We start from the raw sequence: 18,072 nt of genomic DNA, 5'->3' as shown, positions 1-18,072 counted from the left end.
CTCTAGGATCTCGAAAAGGCCGGCTTCTGCTTGGCCTTGAAGGCGCTCACGCCGGCTTTGAGGTCGCCGGTCAGCGCAACGAAGCCGCTGGCGAGCGCCTCGGTGGCGGCCGCACTTTCCTCGCCTTCGGCGACTGCGATCATCAGCTTGGCGGCTTCGGTTGCGAGCGGCCCGCGCCCGGCGATTTTTTCGGCCCAAGTCCTGGCCTCTGCCAGCGCCTGGCCGGTCTCGACCACGCGGTCAACGACGCCGAGGGCAAGCGCGTCGGAGGCGGCAAAGAGCTCGCCGCCGAGTGCCATGCGGCGCACGATCTGGGCCCCAAAGCGGCGCACGGCGCGCTGCGTGCCGGACCAACCGGGGACGACGCCGATCGATGTCTCGGGAAAGCCGAGCTTCACCTGCGTTTCGGCGACACGGAAGTCGCAGGCGACCGCCAGCTCCAGCCCGCCACCCAGCGCATGGCCGGAAAGCACCGCGATGGTCGGCTGCCGCAGCCGCGCCAGTCGGTCGAAGACACGGTGGCCGTAGCGCACCCATTGCACCTGAAAGTCGGCAGCGCTCATTTGTGCCCAGGCCTCGACGTCGCCGCCGGCGCAAAAGCCTTTGCCTTCGCCGCGGATCAGCACGACGCGCACGCCTTCAGCCATTTCGGCTTCGTCGAGCGCTGTCTCGAGCGCGCGCAGCATCGGAATGTCCAGCGCGTTGAACTTCTCCGGCCGGCGCAGCGTGACGATGCCGATGGCGCCGTCCTGCTCGAAGGTGACGAGGCGCTCAGCCATGCGCGCCTCCGAGCGAAGCGCCACCATTCAGCGACAGGCCAATCGGACGGTCCTGATAGAGAGCCGCCGGCGTGACCTTGAGATCGTTGGCGATGCCGAGCGGAATCTCTGACTGCGCCAGCACATCGCGTTCGAGGTCGATGCCGGGCGCCAGTTCCGTCACCATCAGACCGTCCGGCGTCAGCTTCATCACGCAGCGCTCGGTGACGTAGGTGATGTCCTGCCCTTGCGCGACGGCGCGCTTGCCGGAGAAGGAGATGTGTTCGACCTCGTTGACCACCTTCTTGACCTTGCCTTCCGCGTCGATGCGGATGCCGCCATCGGCGAGCGAAAGCTTGGCGCCGGCATTGAAGAAGCCGGAGAAGACGATCTTTTTCGCCCGTGCCGTGATGTCGACAAAGCCGCCGGCCCCGGCGGTGACATGTGGCCGGGCCGAGAGTTTCGACACGTTGACGGAGCCATGGCGGTCGATCTGCAAGAAGGAGAGCAGCGAGGCATCGAAGCCGCCGGCCTGGAAATAGATGAACTGGTGCGGCGAGGGCATGATCGCCTCGGCATTGGAAGCGCAGCCGAACTTGAAGTCGAGCAGCGGCACGCCGCCGACGGCGCCCTGCTCGATCACCCAGGTGACTTTGCCGTGCTGGCCTTCCTCGAGAAGGATACGCGGCACGTTTGCCGAGATGCCGAAGCCAATGTTGACCGCCATGCCGTCGCGCAATTCCATGGCGACGCGGCGCGCGATTACTTTCTGGACGTTCATCTCAGCGTTGCGGAAGCTGGACAACGGCCGGAAGATCTCGCCCGAAATCGCCGGGTCGTAAGGCGTCAACGTCGTCTGCAACTGGTCCGGCGCCACCACGATGTGGTCGACCAGGACGCCGGGCACGCGCACGTCATGCGGCTTCAGCGTGCCGTTCTCGACGACGCGCTTGACCTGCGCAATGACGATGCCGCCATTGTTGCGGGCGGCGAGCGCCTGTTCGAGGCCGCCCAAATAGGCGCCTTCATGCTCGTAAGTGAGGTTGCCGCGCTCGTCGGCGGTGGTGGCGCGGATGATCGAAATGTCAGGCGCGATCGAGCGGAAATAGAGCCATTCCTCGCCGTCGAACTGCTGCACCGAGACGATCGGCTCGCTTGCCGCCGCGTTCATGGCGCAGCCCTGGTGGCGCGGGTCGGCAAAAGTGTCAAGGCCGACCTTGGTCAGCACACCCGGCCGCTTGGCGGCGGCCTCGCGGTGCATGTCGAACAGGATGCCCGACGGCACATTGTAGGCGGCGACCGAATTGTCGCCGATCATCTTCCATATCTGCGGCGGCTCGGACGAGGAGGGGCCCGAGGGATAGGAGCCGCAGAGCGTGCGCTTCAACAGGCCAGGCTTAGCCAGATGGTCGATGCCCTTGATGCCATACATGTCGCCGGCGGCGATCGGATGCAGCGTGGTGATGTCTTTCGGATGGCCTTCAGCGTCGAAGCGCTCGCCGATGGCAGCCAGCACGGCATCCGGGCAGCCGAGGCCGCTCGATGATGAGACGGAGACGGTCATGCCGTCCTTGATGAGGCTGGCGGCCTGCTGAGCGGAGACGAGCTTGCTCACTTGGCGCTCCCGAGTTTCGGCTCGATGGCAACCGCCTTGCCGGATTTCCCGGACAGCAACGCTGCTTCGGCGCAGGCTAGTGACCAGACGCCGTCCTCGCCGGTTGCGGAGGGCTGGCCCGCGCCGCTAATAGCGGCATGGAACTGGCGCAGCGACCTGACGTAGAGGTCTTCGCGGTCGAAGCTCAGTTCCTCCTCGCCCTTGGCGGTGCGTAGCAGCACCGAACCGACCGGCTTCTGCGTCATCACATTTTTAGCGATCAGCGAGCCTTCGGAACCATGCACCTCGAAGCCGGTATCGGCGAACTTCGTGGTGAAGCCTTCATGCGACTGGGCAATCAAACCGGACCTGAAGCGCCAGATGCACATGGCACCGTCTTCCAGCCCGCTGCCGGCCATGCCGGCCGACTGGGTGAAGGCCGAAATCTCGATCGGGTCGTCGCCGAGCACGAAGCGCAGCGTGTCGGCATCGTGCACGGTGATGTCGAGCATCACGCCGCCGCCGGCTTCCGGTCTGGTGATGCGCCATCCCTGCAGGTTCTCCGGCAGATAGACGGCATGGAACACACGCGCGGCAATCGGCTTGCCGATGCGGCCGGCTGATATGGCGTCGCGCATGGCGCGGTGGCGCCGGCATTGCGCAGATGATGATTGGTGCCAAGCACGACACCGGCTTCCTTGGCGGCGGCGACCATTGTGCGCGCGTCGGCGCTGTTCAGCGCCAGCGGCTTTTCGCACAGAACATGCTTTCCCGCGTCGATCGCGGCCAGCGCCTGTTCGAGATGCAGTTCATGGGTGGTCGAGATGTAGACGGCGTCGATGTCGGCGCCGAGCAGGTCATCGAGCGTCGAGACGGCAAGCGGGATGTTGTGTTCATCGGCATAGGTCTTGGCGCGCTCCGGGCTGGAGCTCATCACCGCTGATATTTCGCCACCCTCTTGCGCGCGAATGGCGTTGATCATGAACTGTTTGGCGATCGTGCTGGCGCCGATCAGTCCCCATTTGACGCTCATGCCGCGTCTCCCATTCCTGCTGATGTGTCCTGGGTGCCGCGATCGGGACCGCAGCTGTCCCTGACGACCAGATTGACGGCGCCGATATGGTCCTCGGCATGCGTGATGCGCGACTGGATCATCTTCAGCATGACGTGGGCGGCGCGTTCGCCGAGGCCGGGTGTGTCCACCGAGACGCTGGTCAGCGCCGGCATATAATGCTCGGCCTCGACCACGTCGTCGAAGCCGACGACGGCAAAGTCCGCGCCGGGCTCCAGCCCGCGCTTGCGCAGCGCCAGCATGACGCCGAAGGCGACGGCATCGTTGAAGCACAGTGCCGCCGTCGGCGGCTCGGCCATGGCAAGGGCGGTTTCCAGGCACGCGATGCCGCCCCTGCGGCTGGTCTCGCCTTCGACGACAAGCACGTCGCGCCTGGCAATGCCCAATGTTTCGCAAGCTTCACGAAAACCGCCCAGGCGCTCCTGATAGACGACCAGGTCGGAGGTGCCGCCGAAGAAGGCCAGCCGGCGATGGCCCTTGCCGATCAGATGGGCGGCGGCGAGATACGCGCCGCGATGGTTGTCAGGAGCGATCACCGGGATGCGGCTGTCCGGCAGGCGGCGCATGGCGAAGACGACCGGCACGCCCGCCATCTCGAGGCGACGGAAGGCGCCCGGCGTGGTGCCGCGTGCCGGTGACACGATCAGGCCTGCGACGCCCTGTTCCATCAGCGACTTCAGCACTTCTTCCTGGCGCACCGGGTTCTCCGCCGTGTTGGCGATGAAGGGCACGATGCCGGCCGACTGGAAGACGCGCTCCATGCCGACCGCCAGCTCGGCGAAAAAGGGGTTGGTGAGATCGTTGATGACCATGCCGATGACGTTGGAATGGGCTTTGCGCAGATTGGCGGCGCCGCGGTTGTAGACATAGCCGACATCCTCGATCGCCTTGCGAACCTTGACCGCGGTTTCAGGCCGGATCAGCCCTGAGCCTTGCAGCACAAGCGACACCGTCGATTTGGACACACCAGCCTCGCGGGCGATGTCCAGGATCGTTGCCTTGGCCCGGCTGGCCATGTCGGTGGTTTCCTCCGCTTAGATGGGCAAATCTATTGGAACGTTCTAATCACTCTGCCAACCGAGAGTCAATCGGGATTCTTGCGGAGGTCGAAAAGGTGATGAATGTGGTTCCTAGCAAGGACTCTTAGCCTTCTTCGGCATTTGGACCGGTTCAATCGCCGCAATCATAAAGGTTCTTGATTTATTGGAACGTTCCATTTATAGGATGCCGAAAACGGAGGTTGCCATGGATATCACCCTGCCTACGCAGAATGGCGGCCGCGTCAGCTACAAGCTCGCGGGCAGTCCGGTCGAGCCCGTAATCGGTGCGGTTTTCCCGCGCATCGCCTATGCCGCGGCCCACGTCGTCGCCGATCCTTTCGCGATGACCGACCCCTGGTCGAAGCCTGCGGTCGATTGGGACAAGACGATGGCGTTTCGGCATCATTTGTGGCGGCTTGGCTTCCGCATCGCCGAGGCGATGGACACCTCCCAGCGCGGCATGGGTTTCGACTGGGCGAATGCGCAGGAATTGATCCGCCGCTCGATCGCCGAGGCGCGCAGCGTCGAAGGCGCAGACCTCTCCTCGGGCGCCGGCACCGATCATCTGGCGCCGGCCAATTCGAGATCACTCGAAGATGTGATCGCCGCCTATGAGGAGCAGTTCGCTTTCATTGAAGGCGAGGGCGGCAAGGCGATCATGATGGCCAGCCGGGCGCTGGCAGCGGTCGCAAAGGGTCCGGACGACTATATCAGGGTCTACGATCGCATCCTCAGCCAGGCATCCGGCAAGGTCATCCTGCACTGGCTGGGCGACATGTTCGATCCTGCACTGAAAGGTTATTGGGGCAGCGGCAATTTCGAGGCCGCGCTCGACACCGTCGTCGCCATCATCGAGCGCCATGCCGGCAAGGTCGAGGGGATAAAGATTTCCCTGCTCGATGCCGGCAAGGAAGTTGCCTTGCGCAACCGGCTGCCGGAAGGCGTCGTCATGTTCACCGGCGACGATTTCAACTATCCCGAACTGATTGCCGGCGACGGGAAGCGGCACTCGCACGCCTTGCTCGGCATATTCGACGCCATCGCGCCGGTCGCCAGCGCGGCGCTGGCGAAACTGGCTGATGGCGACCGCGCCGGCTATGACGCGCTGATGGCGCCGACAGTGCCGTTGTCGCGCAAGATCTTCGAGGCGCCGACCGAGTATTACAAGGCCGGCATCGTCTTCATGGCCTGGCTCAACGGCCACCAGGATCATTTTGCGATGGTCGGCGGCATGCAGTCGGCGCGCGGCATCCTGCACTATGCCGACATCTTCCGCCTTGCCGACCAGGCAGGGTTGCTCGCCGATCCCGAGCTTGCGCTGGCCAGGATGAAGCATTTCTGCGCGGTCGCAGGTGTCTGAGAACAACGCTTCGCCTGGTTGAAAAGTATCTCCCGTACGGGGGATTTGCGTTCTCGCGCCAAATCTGTATTCGGTTGCCGGGATTGGATGCGGACGGAGCGGCAATGACGGAAAAAGTGGCGCTCATCACCGGTGTAACCGGGCAGGACGGGGCCTATCTCGCAGAATTGCTTCTGCAGAAGGGCTATATTGTCCATGGCGTCAAACGACGCTCGTCCTCGTTCAACACCGAGCGCGTTGACGACATCTATGTCGATCCGCACGAGCGCGGTGCGCGTTTCTTCCTGCATTATGGCGACCTGACCGACGCGACCAACCTCATTCGCCTGGTGCAGGAGACACAGCCCGGCGAGATCTACAATCTCGGCGCCCAGAGTCATGTCCAGGTGAGTTTCGAGACGCCGGAATACACCGGCAATGCCGATGCGCTGGGAACACTCAGGCTGCTCGAGGCGATCCGCATTCTGCGCCTGGAGAAGTCGGTGCGTTTCTATCAGGCCTCGACCTCGGAGCTCTACGGCAAGGCGCGCGAGGTCCCGCAAAGCGAGGCGACGCCCTTCCATCCGCGCTCGCCCTATGCAGCGGCCAAGCTTTACGCCTACTGGATCACGGTCAACTACCGCGAGGCTTACGGCATGTTCGCCGCCAACGGCATCCTCTTCAACCACGAAAGCCCGACACGCGGCGAGACCTTCGTCACCCGCAAGATCACGCGGGCCGTCGCCTCGATCCATCACGGCCTTCAGGCCACGCTCTATCTCGGCAATCTCGACGCCAAGCGTGACTGGGGCCATGCGCGCGACTATGTGGAGGGCATGTGGCGCATTCTGCAGCACAGTGAAGCCGACGATTTCGTGCTGGCGAGCGGTGAGGCGCATTCGGTGCGCGAATTCGTCGAACTGGCTTTTGCCGAGACCGGACGCACCATCTGCTGGCAAGGCGAGGGTGTCGATGAAGTCGGTGTCGATGCCGGTTCGGGCACTGTCCTGGTGCGCATCGATGCGCGCTATTTCCGGCCGACCGAGGTCGACCTGCTGCTCGGCGACCCCGCCAAGGCCAAAGCCAGGCTGGGGTGGTCGCACACGACCGGCTTCAGGGATCTGGTGGCGGAAATGGTGCAGGCCGATCTGGCGCGCACCGCCGGCGGCACGCGGCAGAACAGCCGTTCTGCGTGAGGCAGGTTCATGGACGCGACATTTGATCTGAAAGGCGAGCGTGTCTTCGTCGCCGGGCATCGCGGCATGGTCGGTTCGGCCGTCGTGCGCCGGCTGGCGAGCGAGGACTGCGAGATACTCACCGTATCGCGCGACAGGCTCGACCTGCTCGACCAGGCAGGGGTGCGGCGCTGGATGGCCGAGCACAGGCCGGATGCGGTGGTGATGGCGGCCGCCAAAGTCGGCGGTATCCTGGCCAATGACCGGTTCCCTGTCGATTTCCTGCAGCAAAACCTGGTTATGCAGGGCAATGTCATTGACGGCGCCTTTCGCAGCGAGGTCGGCAAGCTTTTGTTTCTCGGCTCGTCCTGCATCTATCCAAAGCTCGCGCCGCAGCCGATCAGGGAAGACGCGCTGCTGACCGGTCCGCTCGAACCCACCAATGAATGGTATGCGATCGCCAAGATCGCCGGGCTCAAACTGTGCCAGGCCTATCGGCGCCAGCATGGCGTCGACTACATCTCGGCGATGCCGGCCAACCTTTACGGTCCTGGCGACAATTTCGATCTCCAGTCCAGCCATGTCGTGCCGGCCCTGATGCGAAAGGCGCATGCGCTGGCGCTGAGCGGCGGCAACAGCCTCGAGGTCTGGGGCTCGGGCACGCCACGGCGTGAATTCCTGCATGTCGACGACGCCGCCGATGCCTTGGTCTGGCTGTTGAAGAATTATGCCGGCGACAGCCACGTCAATGTCGGTTCGGGCGAGGATGTCACCATTGCCGAGCTTGCCCAGACCGTCGCATCGGTCGCCGGCGTCGAGGCTGATATCGCCTTCGATACGACCAAGCCAGATGGCACGCCGCGCAAGTTGATGGATGTTTCGCGGCTGTTTGCGACGGGATGGCGCCCGCGCTACGCGCTTCGCGATGGATTGGAACAGACATATGCGTGGTTTCTCAACCATATTGAGAAGGGTGATGTCCGCCTCGGCGCGGCCTGATTCCAATTTTCCTTGAACCATTTCGCTGCCGCCCGCGACCAAGCGGTGTGTAGCAAACACGGTCCATCAAGGAGAACGTCAATGTTTATCACTTCAAGAAACGCATTTCTCGCCGCCATCGCGGTTTCGGTGCTGGCAGGGTGTCAGACGGCACCGCCGAGGGAATGCGAGAAGACCATGCCCGGTGTCACCTACAACGGCAAATGCTGCGGCATCGGCACACCGTGCCGTGAAGGCAACAACACCCCTCATGACAAGCCCGACAGGCCCGATCCGCGGCCACAGTGATCCGCGAGCCAGAAACGTCCCGGCACCTGCCGGGACGTTTCGCCCCCGACAGGGTGGATTTACGGATCGCAAGGCCGCTACCCGGTTCCTTACTGGCCGGCATTTGAATACGAAACGGGACGGCGGGGCAGTAGACGATGCGGTCGCGCAGATCGCGCGAACACTTCCCGCCGGATCTGTACTTCAAGGGGCTGTTCGACTGTTCGAAGGGAAGGTCCCGTAGAAACTCAGATTTCGCTTTCCGTCGATGCGAAGGATCTACTAAAAAAAATTCGAGATGCTCTTGAACTCATTTGGGGCGCCTCCTAATTCGATTTCCGCCAAGGCCATAAGGCTCGGCAAAAAATGGCGGCGCCGCACAGGGCGGCGTCCTTGTACCCATGTTGCTTCAAGGAGGATGTGGCTATGAGAACCTTTGATACCCTCTATCGGACCACCGTCGGTTTCGACCGGCTTTTCGACATGCTCGACAGCGGCACGCGTCCAGACTGGCCGCCCTATAACATCGAGAAGGTCGACGAGAACGATTACCGTATCTCGATGGCCATCGCAGGCTTCAGCCAGGATGAGGTTGAGCTGACCCAGCATGGACCCGAACTGGTCGTGGTAGGCCAGAAGGCTGATGATCAGAGCGGACGCCAGCTGCTGCACCAGGGCATCGCCTATCGCAGTTTCAGGCAGACGTTCAAGCTTGCCGACCACATGAAGATCAAGGCAGCCAAACTGGAGAATGGCCTCCTCTCGATCGACATCGTCCGTGAGATTCCCGAAGAGCTGAAACCGCGCCGCATCAGCATCGGCGTCGGCGACACCCCGACGGCCGCCACTCAGATCACGCAAGACATGGACCGCGCGCGTAAAGCCGCGTAATCCTGTCGATCTGTCACACTTTGAACTGCGGGTCCGCCTCCCGGTTCCGGCCGGGAGGCTGTGATTGCGGAGAAACGAAGATGATCACTGCAGGACGTACTGGCGCGCCTCTGTCGCGCGCCTGCAGTTGGCCTGGACCGCGCAAACCATGAAACTCAATGGTTCGTTCAATTTGGAGGATCATATGAACGATCGGATGTTTGACAACGCCGTTTTCGTGAAAAGCGGCGACAACCTTGTTCAGGAAATCACGTGTCTCGAGGACGCTCTGGAGTTCCTCTATGAATGGCCGAAGGACAGGCGCGGCCCCATTCACCAAACCGCATTGCGGGCCTGCCAGCGAGCTTTCGATAGCGATTATCCGCTTTCCGCAGCCAGAGACGCGTTCAGCGGTTTTGCGAAAGCAGCCAGAATCCTTGAGGAAGTATCCACGACAATGCCGTGGATGATGGGCAGAGGTGGCGAAGGCGGAGGAGTGACTGCCTAAAGCGCGTCGCGAAAACGGATTCATGCGACACGCTTTAAGTCTTTGGTTTTGATGCATGTCGTTGTTCCAGAACCGCGGCATACTTCTGGGTGACATGCATTAGGAAAGGAGGTCATGATGCTATCGAAACCTTTTGAAAAGCCAGTCCGGGTGTGGGTGGGCTTGGGCTTTCCCCGCCAACTCAACACGGTCGCAGATGCCTATCAATTCGCAGCCGAATGGTGTGGCAACAGCCCGGAGCAGAGAGCTGCTATTCGCGCTTGCAAAGCCGCTCTGATTGGTGATGTGGAACCCGAGACAGCACGAGGCGTCTTCGTCGCGTTCGCTCGCAAGAAGGATATTCTTATGGAGGACGGCATCGAGCCTGCGCCTTCAAGGACGCTAAGCCCGCACCACGTCTAAAGCGCGTCGCGTTTGAACGGACTCAGGCGACGCGCTTAGGTCTTTGTTTTTAGGCATGTCGTTGTCTCAAAACCGGGGCCACTTTTGAGCGACATGCATTAAAATGTCCACAAACACGAGGCGGCTGCCACAAGCGGTGGCCGCCTTACCGGCTAAGTCGTCGAAGGGGTGCGCCAAAAACGGGCTTGGCTAAGTTATTGAAAGGATGGTGGGCGTGACAGGGATTGAACCTGTGACCCCTGCAATGTCAATGCAGTGCTCTCCCGCTGAGCTACACGCCCATCCGAAGCCGCGCATACACCATTTTTGGTCCAGCGCGTCAATAGCCGGAAAAGGGAAAGAAAGGCTCGTTTGTCGCGCCGCCGACGAAGCGGCGAGATCACACCGTGCGTGCTTCAGGCGGCCTGGAGCATTTTTTCGACCTCGTTGACGAGATCGCGCAGGTGGAAGGGCTTGGACAGCACCTTGGCGTCTTTCGGCGCCTTGGAATCGGGGTTGAGCGCGACGGCCGCGAAACCGGTGATGAACATCACCTTCAGGTCGGGATCGATCTCGGTGGCGCGGCGGGCGAGTTCGATGCCGTCCATCTCCGGCATGACGATATCGGTCAGCAGCAGGGAGAAAGGTTCTTCGCGCAGCCGCTCGTAGGCGCTGGCGCCATTGTCGAAATCGCTGACGTGGTAGCCGGCCCGCTCCAGTGCCTTGACCAGGAACCGGCGCATGTCGTCGTCGTCTTCCGCCAGCAGAATGCGTGCCATCTTGTCCCGTCCGAATCACCCCAGCCAAGCCTGCCGTCCGGCAAGCCCGTTAACCATCCTGTATATGAGGAGCTGACGGTAAACATCAAGTGAACGTTGGCGGCATTAATCCTGATTTGACGGGGTTCCTGACATGCCGAAATGCTGGACATGCGGCCGATGAGGTGGCAGTTTCCCATCATGATGCATTGCTGTTTCCGGGTTCGTTCAAATTGACGACGGCAGCCGAAGATTTTTCGGTCGTTCCACCCTTCGAAATCCGATCGGGCGCCGAGCAGCGCGTTCCCTTCGTCTTCAACTCACCGCATAGCGGCCGCTATTATCCAGACCGCTTCCTGGCCATGGCGCGGCTCGACCGGAACGCCATCCGCCGCTCCGAGGATTGCTATGTCGACGAGCTGTTCGGCAGCGCGGTGGTGCTGGGCGCGCCGATGCTGGCGGCGAATTTTCCGCGCGCCTACCTCGACGTCAATCGCGAACCCTGGGAACTCGACCCGCGCATGTTCGCCGAGCCGGTGCCGTCCTTCTGCAACATCCGCTCGGCGCGCGTTGCCGGCGGGCTCGGCACCGTGCCCAAACTGGTGGGTGAGGGGCTCGACATCTATTCCGGCCGTCTGCCGCTGGCGGAGGCCGTCCAGCGCATAGAGGCGGTCTACAAACCCTATCACGAGACGCTGAAGCGGCTATTGACCAGAACCCATGCCAGGTTCGGCTATGCCGTGCTGATCGACTGCCATTCGATGCCGGCGAGCATCAGGGTGGGCGACAGCGGCCTGCGGCCGGATTTCATCGTCGGCGACCGTTTCGGCATCTCGGCCACGGCGGCCCTGACCGAAACGGCGATCGGCCTGCTCATCGGCATGGGCTACACCGTCGCGCACAACAAACCCTATGCAGGCGGCTTCATCACCGAGCATTACGGCCGGCCGGCGCGCCATCTGCATGCGCTGCAGATCGAGGTCAATCGCGGCCTCTACATGAATGAGCGGACGTTCCAGAAATCGGCCGGCTTCGATGCGCTGGCCGACGATATGGCGCGCTTTTCGGCCGACCTGATGGCGATGCCCGACCACCACTTCATAGACCTGCCGCTGGCCGCCGAATGACGCCGGAGCGGCGGCTGTTCATGAGATCCCGCGCTGGCCATCCCGCACGTAAAAAAAGACCGCATCGTTTGCACGACACGGTCGAAGTCTAGGGAGGAAACGCCCAAGGAGGGCATGGACAGGAAAACCTGTCCGAGAACAAATTTATTGTGCGATGCACAAATGTCAATCGATCCACGCTTTTTTAATTCACTCTGATGTGAAAATGCGTTTCGATGGGGCCGATGTGTGACATTTCGGCAACGTTGATGTCTCTGATAAATCGATAAACCGGCTTGTTCGGGCGGGAAAGTGCCGGCAGACCGGGTTGGCACTCTGCAATGCGGGAGAATCACGTGGACATCAGCATCGATTTCATGCGCCGGATCGCGCAAGCGGCGGCGGCTGAAACCTTGCCGCGTTTCCGCGCACAGGGCGCGGTGGCCAACAAGGAAAAAGGCAGTTTCGACCCGGTCACCGAGGCCGACCGCGAGGCCGAGCGCGCCATCCGGGCGCTGATCTCGGCTGAGTATCCCGGTCACGGTATCCTTGGCGAAGAACATGGCAGCGAAAACATCTCCTCAAGGCATGTCTGGGTGATCGATCCGATCGATGGTACTCGCGCCTTCATCTCAGGCTTGCCGGTGTGGGGAACGCTGGTCGGATTGACGGTCGACGGTGACGCCGTCGCCGGCATGATGGCGCAGCCGTTCACCGGCGAGCTGTTCTACGCCAACGCTTCCGGCTCCCACTACGAAGGCCCCGGTGGGCCGCGGAAGCTGTCGACCCGCAAGAGGACGAAGCTTGACGAGGCGACCTTGTTCACCACCACGCCGGCGCTTTTCAAGGGCGAGGCGCGCACCCGCTACGACGCGTTCGAGAAACAGATCCAGCTCGCCCGCTACGGCGCCGATTGCTACGCCTTTGCCATGATTGCCTCGGGCAGCGTCGACATCGTCGCCGATCCCGGATTGAAACCCTACGACATCGTGGCGCTGATCCCGATCATCGAAAAGGCCGGCGGCGTCGTCACCACATTCGAGGGCGGTCCGGCGGAAAAGGGCGGCGACATCCTGGCCGCCGCAACGCCGGAGCTTCATGCGGCTGCAATGGCAGCCCTGCGGGGCTGATAGTCGACCCGATCAGCGCGGCTTGATCGAGCGCTGGAATTCCGCCGGCGTTCGCCCGTAGACCTGCCTGAACGCTGAGCTGAAATGGCTGTGGCTGGAGAAGCCGAGGTCCAGGCCGAGCGTGGTCAGATTGTCGTAGCGGCCAAGCAGGTCGAGCGCGCGCGCCAGCCGCAGGCGCAGATGGTAGCGATAGAGCGGCATCGCCTCGACCTGCTGGAAAACCTGCGTGAGATAAACCGGTGATACCCCGACTTCAGCGGCGATCTCGGCCAGCGTCCAGCGCCGCGAAAGATCCGAGGACAGGACGAGCTTGGCGCGATCGACCAGCTTCTGCCGGCCAGCGCTTGCGCCGGCGGCATGCGAGGTGCGCTCGCCGAGGGAGCGCCGCACCAGCGTCAGCGCCAGGGTTTCGGCCTCCAGCGTTTCGGCAATGTTGCGGCTCAGGCTGTGGCGCAGCACCGCCACCAGCGCCTGAGCCCGCGGGTCGATGCGGCGGCGCTGACGACGAAACGCCACGGCGCTGCCCAAGCGCAACTGCTCCTTCGGCGTCAGCTCCTGCAGTTGCGCCTCCTCGACAACGAGATCGAGGCAGGAATCGCCACCCTCGACGGGATGGCTGATCCGGTAGCCTTCGGCGTTGTTGAAGAACAACAACTCGTTGGCTTCGGCGACCGCATCGTTGCGGCCGACATGGCGCACGAAGACGCCGCGATAGGGAAACACAAGATGCGTGGCAGCGGTGCACTCTTCTTCGCTCTTGTGCCGGCATTCGCCGCTGCAGAGGACATCCCTCACCATGAGGGTGCCGGTGTCCAGAAGCGTCTGTACCGTGAACTGCGACATGGTGAGCTGAGACATGGCCGTGGCATTCTACCCTTGCACCGAAAGCTGCTCCGGCACATTAGGCGATTGGCCTGTCCAAACCTGTCAGGAGACTTCACCTGTCGGGCCCTTTGTAACGGCATGGCTCAGTCCCACAAACGGCGCATGTATTCGCAGTGAGCTTGGCTGCGCGACAGGCCGATGTCCTTGAGCTGTTCGTCGGTCATTTCGAGCAAGGCAAGGCGGCTTCGGCGCCTTTCCAGTTGACGGCCGATCCAGTTGGCCGCCGCGATGCCTTGTGTCCGCAAGGACCGCCGGAACGTCGCGGTTTGAGTTGTCGGCTGATGTGCGAGGCATTGCGCTGCATGATCGGGGCGCATCGCTCAGGCTTCCCCGTTGCCGGCCACTGATGCGCCGGCTTCGTTCAGCGCAATCGCGCATTCCTCACAGCAGACCTCGACGGTCTTGCCGCCGACCTTGACGCGGATCGGATTGGCGTCCAGCTGGCAATCGCAGGCAGCGCAGGTTTTCTCGGTCATGACGTCATCTCCTTGGCGTTCGGTTCGACACGGAGAGATGAGCATTCCGGGGCGGCACCGGCTGTCAGAATCTTTAGCTCTTTGTGTGCTGCCGGCGCTGCTCCTGACAGAAGGCTGTCAGCAGGCGCAAGCTCAAGGCGCCGTAACATGCAGCGCCGGCGGCATCAGGCTGTGGGGTCGTCGTTGCCGGGTATGAAGGCGTCGAAGGCGGCGAGCAACTGCTCGCGATAGACATCGGCCTCCTGCAGGATCTCGTGTTTCGAGCCATCGATCATCAGCAGCGAGCCGAGGCGCAGACGCCTGGCGTAGGCTTCCACGGCCTTGGTCGAGACGACCTGATCGGCGCCGGCGGCGATCATCAGCAGCGGCACCTGGATCCTGGCCATGAAGTCGGGCTCGCTGATGGCTTCGCCTGCCTTGATTGCCGCCTGCAGCCAGCGGATCGTCGGCCCGCCGAGCGCCAGTTGCGGATAGTGCTCGTAGATTTTCGTGTTGCGCTGATAGCGCCCGGGGTCCGATGTCACCTTGTTGAGGGCGAAGGGCAGGGTTTCCCTGGGACGCGGACCCCAGGCGGCGTAGAGCCGGCCGAGGCCGAGAAAGCACAATACCGAGCAGACGCGGCGCGCCGTTTTTGCCGACACGGGCGAGTCGGGCACCGTCAGGAAAGGCGCAATCAGCACCATTCGACGCACCCGGTTGACCATCGACGGCGCCGCGAGCAGCGCGATCACGGCGCCCATCGAATGGGCGAGGATGTAATACGGGCCGCGGCAGTCGGGCAGCACGATGTCCTCGAAGAACTGTTCGAGGTCGCCGGTGTAATCGTAGAAGGAGCGGACATAGCCGCGTTGCGGGTCGGCGATCAGCCGGTCGGAATCGCCCTGGCCGCGCCAGTCGAGCGTGGCGACGCCGAGGCCGCGGTCGGTCAGGTTGCGGATGGTTTCGAAATACTTCTCGATGCACTCGTTGCGGCCGGGCAGCAGCACGACGGTGCCTTTCAGCGGCCGAGTGACCGCGGCAAACAGGCCGTAGCGGATCTTCTTGCCGTCGCGCGTGGTGAAAAAGCCGCCGGCGACATTTTGCGGCGGCGGATTGCCTGGCGTGGGATGGAAGAGATCCGTCATTAGGCGCTTGCGTCTTCGTGGTGTCTCACCCGGCAGGGCGTCGGCATGGTGATAGACGCCAATGGATGAAAAGCAAAGGGAGGACGCCAAGGGGGCGGACGAACGACAAGCAAGGCCGGAAGCAGCCTGCGGCGGCGTGCTTCCGGCCTCTGTCGATCCGGGAGGAAGGGACGTTACACCCGGTCGGCCTCGTCGCGGCGCTTTCATCCGGCGCCGCCTGGTTCTTTATCCTGGGGGCACTCTAGCGCCGGCCGGCTGAACGGGCGCCGAAGCAGCGGTTCATCTGCCGTTCATCGACGCCTCGATTGGCGCTCTTCAAAAATCCTTGAAATGAGCTTTTGCGCTCCCCAAATGTCGGATGCAGCCGCCGATGTCGGGGCTGCTGGTCCACCCGAAACGCCTTTCCAGGGTTTCGCACCGGCCACACGCAAACATGTTGCTCAACAGGAGAACACCTCATGCGTCACGTTGATTTTTCCCCGCTCTATCGCTCGACCGTCGGCTTCGACCGCCTGTTCACCATGCTCGACTCGCTGGCCCAGCCCGATGGCGCGCAGACCTATCCGCCCTACAACATCGAGCGCACCGGCGAGGACGCCTATCGCATCTCGATGGCGGTTGCCGGCTTCTCGGACGAAGAGATTTCGATCGAAGCCCACCGCAACGTGCTGACCGTCAAGGGTGAGCGCAAGGAAGAGGGCAATGGCGAAGGCTCCGAGCTGCTCTACCGCGGCATTGCCTCGCGTTCGTTCGAGCGCCGCTTCCAGCTTGCCGACCATGTCGAGGTCGTCGGCGCCACCCTGAAGAACGGCCTGCTTTTCGTCGACCTTAAGCGCAACATCCCCGAGGAGCTGAAGCCGCGCAAGATCGCGATTACCGCCTCTTCGGCCAACGCCAAGCAGATCGAGGCCAAGAACGCCGCGTGATCAAGACGGCGGCGTCACAACGCCCAAGGTTGAAAGCGTCTCCTCCCGAGACGAAAGCGGCGCCGCGAGGCGCCGCTTTTTTTCGCCGCAGCCTCTGTCACCCCAACCGAAGAGTTCTGGCTCTTTTGCGGCGGGCGCCGTCTTCCCATGAAGGGCGATGTCTGATCTTTCGGCTGATTTTTCCCTGGCCCTAACGGCAACCATTGCGGTGACCTTCCTGCTGGCCGGCATCGTCAAGGGCGTTACCGGTATGGGACTGCCGACGTTGGCGATGGGGCTGCTGGGCACAATCATGCCGCCGGTCGCCGCGGCTTCGCTGCTGATCGTGCCGTCCTTCGTCACCAATATCTGGCAGCTGTTTGCCGGCCCGAGCTTCGGATGGATCCTCAGGCGGCTGTGGCTGATGATGGTCGGCATCGTCGCCGGCACGCTGGCCGGCTCATGGCTGCTGGCCAGCGACAATGTCAAATGGACGACGGCCGGCCTCGGGGCGGCGCTGATCGTCTATGCCGTCTATACGCTGCTGGCGCGGCAGTTGACGGTTCCCGCGTCAGCCGAGCGCTGGTCGTCGCCCATCGTCGGTTTCCTTACCGGCATCGTCACCGGCGGCACCGGCGTGTTCGTCGTGCCCGCTGTACCTTACATTCAGGCGCTGGGCTTGAGCCGTGACGATCTGATCCAGGCGCTCGGCCTGTCCTTCACCGTGTCGACGATCGCGCTCGCTGCCGGCCTTGCCTCGCACGGCGCGTTCCAGGTCGGGCATGTCGCCATGTCGTCGCTGGCGGTTGCGCCGGCCTTGCTCGGCATGTGGCTCGGACAGTTGCTCCGGCAGCGGATCAGCCCGGCGACCTTCCGGCGCTGGTTTCTTGTTTTCCTGATCTTGCTTGGCCTCGAGCTTTTGGCGCGGCCTTTCCTTGCTTAGCGACCGGTGCCGGTTGCGAGAACGGCCTCGATGTTTTGCCGGTGGACGGGCTCGTACAGCGCGAAGTACTCGACCGCGCCCGTGGCGAATATGTCGGCGCCGAAGGTTTTCAGATCCTGCTTCGCAAGATCAGGCTCACGCCGGCAGCGAAGCAGTTTTTGAACGTAGGCTTGCGTGGCGGCGATGAGGCCTTTGTCGTAGCCGCCTCGCTCAATCGCTTCGAGCGAGCCGTGATTGGGCAAGATGCGGTCTATCGGCCACCCGCTCATGCGTTCGAGATCGACCAGATGTTGCGCCAGCCGATCCGCCTCGCTGACATAGGTGATCGGATCCTCGAGCGTGTCGCCCGCCAGGAGCAGGCCGGTTTCGGGCATGAACAGCACCGTGCCGTCATGGCTGTGGATTTCGACCTGACGCAGTTCGACGGCGATCGATCCAACGGCGAGGTCAAGACTGCCTGCGAAGGTCCTGTTCGGCAGCACGAGAGGCTTGATCGGTGGAACACCGCTTTCGATCTCAGCCCGGTTGTTCGCGAGCGCCGAGGCGGTGAGCGTGTTGGCGATAATCTCGCAATCCTGAAACACCTCATTGCCGGCAATATGATCGTCATGCCAGTGGCTGAGCACGACCCGGATCGATGTTGCGCCCATGTCTTCGAGCGTCTGCCTGATGAAGCGCGCGTGAGGCAGCGAAATATGCGTGTCGTAGACAAGCGCCTGCGAACCATCGACGATCGCATAGG

The 18,072-nt window shown here is 62.7% G+C and carries 20 protein-coding genes, 1 tRNA gene and 1 pseudogene; 11 read left to right on the top strand and 11 right to left on the bottom strand.

Translation table 11 applies throughout. The annotated features are described in order from the left end of the window. Nucleotides 1-2 precede the first annotated feature (2 nt). The 4 genes and pseudogenes from NKI06_RS24685 to NKI06_RS24670 all read right to left on the bottom strand — a co-directional run bounded on the left by NKI06_RS24685 (nucleotide 3) and on the right by NKI06_RS24670 (nucleotide 4,440). On the bottom strand, nucleotides 3-779 hold the full coding sequence (locus tag NKI06_RS24685; protein ID WP_023671185.1) for an enoyl-CoA hydratase/isomerase family protein: 777 nt from the start codon (nucleotides 777-779) through the stop codon (nucleotides 3-5). After that, on the bottom strand, nucleotides 772-2,373 hold the full coding sequence (locus NKI06_RS24680) for an acyl CoA:acetate/3-ketoacid CoA transferase (RefSeq protein ID WP_352839711.1): 1,602 nt from the start codon (nucleotides 2,371-2,373) through the stop codon (nucleotides 772-774). The genes NKI06_RS24685 and NKI06_RS24680 overlap by 8 nt, the downstream gene beginning before the upstream one ends. Then, a pseudogene (locus tag NKI06_RS24675) lies at nucleotides 2,370-3,385 on the bottom strand (Gfo/Idh/MocA family protein). Before NKI06_RS24675 ends, NKI06_RS24680 begins: the two are co-directional and overlap by 4 nt. Beyond that, a complete protein-coding gene (locus NKI06_RS24670; protein WP_023725194.1) occupies nucleotides 3,382-4,440 on the bottom strand; it encodes a LacI family DNA-binding transcriptional regulator in 1,059 nt (352 codons plus the stop codon). The pseudogene NKI06_RS24675 and the gene NKI06_RS24670 overlap by 4 nt, the downstream one beginning before the upstream one ends. Nucleotides 4,441-4,669: 229 nt before the next feature. Between NKI06_RS24670 and NKI06_RS24665 the strand changes: the two genes are divergently transcribed. From NKI06_RS24665 to NKI06_RS24635, 7 genes are all read left to right on the top strand, one after another. Beyond that, complete coding sequence (locus NKI06_RS24665) at nucleotides 4,670-5,824, top strand: dihydrodipicolinate synthase family protein (RefSeq protein WP_352987488.1); 1,155 nt, start codon at nucleotides 4,670-4,672, stop codon at nucleotides 5,822-5,824. 104 nt (nucleotides 5,825-5,928) lie between these two features. Beyond that, a complete protein-coding gene (gene gmd, locus NKI06_RS24660) occupies nucleotides 5,929-6,999 on the top strand; it encodes a GDP-mannose 4,6-dehydratase (protein WP_352987487.1) in 1,071 nt (356 codons plus the stop codon). 9 nt (nucleotides 7,000-7,008) lie between these two features. Next, nucleotides 7,009-7,977: a GDP-L-fucose synthase gene (fcl, locus tag NKI06_RS24655; protein WP_023671191.1), complete on the top strand. Its 969-nt coding sequence runs from the start codon at nucleotides 7,009-7,011 to the stop codon at nucleotides 7,975-7,977. An 81-nt stretch (nucleotides 7,978-8,058) separates the two neighbouring features. Next, complete coding sequence (locus tag NKI06_RS24650; protein WP_352518393.1) at nucleotides 8,059-8,265, top strand: hypothetical protein; 207 nt, start codon at nucleotides 8,059-8,061, stop codon at nucleotides 8,263-8,265. Nucleotides 8,266-8,670: 405 nt separating this feature from the next. Beyond that, the gene (locus NKI06_RS24645) at nucleotides 8,671-9,135 is read left to right on the top strand and encodes an Hsp20 family protein (RefSeq protein ID WP_352987499.1); all 465 of its coding nucleotides are present in this window, start codon (nucleotides 8,671-8,673) and stop codon (nucleotides 9,133-9,135) included. Nucleotides 9,136-9,199: 64 nt separating this feature from the next. After that, nucleotides 9,200-9,622 (top strand): DUF982 domain-containing protein, encoded by a 423-nt coding sequence (locus NKI06_RS24640; protein WP_352659104.1) that lies wholly within the window; start codon nucleotides 9,200-9,202, stop codon nucleotides 9,620-9,622. Nucleotides 9,623-9,736: 114 nt separating this feature from the next. Beyond that, on the top strand, nucleotides 9,737-10,024 hold the full coding sequence (locus tag NKI06_RS24635) for a DUF982 domain-containing protein (RefSeq protein ID WP_245260022.1): 288 nt from the start codon (nucleotides 9,737-9,739) through the stop codon (nucleotides 10,022-10,024). 206 nt (nucleotides 10,025-10,230) lie between these two features. On the opposite strand, the gene NKI06_RS24630 is transcribed toward NKI06_RS24635, so the two are convergent. Both NKI06_RS24630 and cpdR read right to left on the bottom strand, forming a co-directional pair. After that, nucleotides 10,231-10,305: transfer RNA gene (locus NKI06_RS24630), tRNA-Val, on the bottom strand. Between the two features lie 114 nt (nucleotides 10,306-10,419). Beyond that, complete coding sequence (gene cpdR / locus NKI06_RS24625; protein WP_023671195.1) at nucleotides 10,420-10,782, bottom strand: cell cycle two-component system response regulator CpdR; 363 nt, start codon at nucleotides 10,780-10,782, stop codon at nucleotides 10,420-10,422. Between the two features lie 164 nt (nucleotides 10,783-10,946). Between cpdR and NKI06_RS24620 the strand changes: the two genes are divergently transcribed. Next, on the top strand, nucleotides 10,947-11,888 hold the full coding sequence (locus NKI06_RS24620) for an N-formylglutamate amidohydrolase (protein WP_023704024.1): 942 nt from the start codon (nucleotides 10,947-10,949) through the stop codon (nucleotides 11,886-11,888). A gap of 335 nt (nucleotides 11,889-12,223) precedes the next feature. After that, nucleotides 12,224-12,997 (top strand): histidinol-phosphatase, encoded by a 774-nt coding sequence (gene hisN, locus NKI06_RS24615; RefSeq protein WP_352987485.1) that lies wholly within the window; start codon nucleotides 12,224-12,226, stop codon nucleotides 12,995-12,997. A gap of 12 nt (nucleotides 12,998-13,009) precedes the next feature. Here hisN and NKI06_RS24610 read toward each other — a convergent pair whose 3' ends face one another. The 4 genes from NKI06_RS24610 to NKI06_RS24595 form a co-directional block, all read right to left on the bottom strand. Next, entirely contained in the window at nucleotides 13,010-13,840 is an 831-nt protein-coding gene (locus NKI06_RS24610; protein WP_352987498.1) for a helix-turn-helix domain-containing protein, read from the bottom strand. 125 nt (nucleotides 13,841-13,965) lie between these two features. Next, a complete protein-coding gene (locus NKI06_RS24605) occupies nucleotides 13,966-14,199 on the bottom strand; it encodes a DUF1127 domain-containing protein (protein WP_023751336.1) in 234 nt (77 codons plus the stop codon). Nucleotides 14,200-14,202: 3 nt separating this feature from the next. Beyond that, the gene (locus NKI06_RS24600) at nucleotides 14,203-14,358 is read right to left on the bottom strand and encodes a hypothetical protein (RefSeq protein WP_023704021.1); all 156 of its coding nucleotides are present in this window, start codon (nucleotides 14,356-14,358) and stop codon (nucleotides 14,203-14,205) included. Nucleotides 14,359-14,522: 164 nt separating this feature from the next. Further along, a complete protein-coding gene (locus tag NKI06_RS24595) occupies nucleotides 14,523-15,482 on the bottom strand; it encodes an alpha/beta fold hydrolase (RefSeq protein WP_023704020.1) in 960 nt (319 codons plus the stop codon). Between the two features lie 458 nt (nucleotides 15,483-15,940). Here NKI06_RS24595 and NKI06_RS24590 point away from each other — a divergent pair, with 458 nt between their 5' ends. Both NKI06_RS24590 and NKI06_RS24585 read left to right on the top strand, forming a co-directional pair. Then, entirely contained in the window at nucleotides 15,941-16,408 is a 468-nt protein-coding gene (locus NKI06_RS24590; protein ID WP_023671202.1) for an Hsp20 family protein, read from the top strand. A 157-nt stretch (nucleotides 16,409-16,565) separates the two neighbouring features. Next, a complete protein-coding gene (locus NKI06_RS24585) occupies nucleotides 16,566-17,330 on the top strand; it encodes a sulfite exporter TauE/SafE family protein (RefSeq protein WP_023686418.1) in 765 nt (254 codons plus the stop codon). Here the strand turns inward: NKI06_RS24585 and NKI06_RS24580 are convergent. Then, nucleotides 17,327-18,072, bottom strand: a 746-nt coding sequence (locus NKI06_RS24580) for an MBL fold metallo-hydrolase (RefSeq protein ID WP_352987484.1), incomplete at its 5' end; no start/stop codon positions are given. The genes NKI06_RS24585 and NKI06_RS24580 overlap by 4 nt on opposite strands.

It is taken from the genome of Mesorhizobium sp. M0772 (genome assembly GCF_040320135.1).
Taxonomy (GTDB): Bacteria; Pseudomonadota; Alphaproteobacteria; order Rhizobiales; family Rhizobiaceae; genus Mesorhizobium.
The sequence above is the reverse complement of the archived record's forward strand: the minus strand, read 5'-3'. Positions and strand labels throughout refer to the sequence as shown.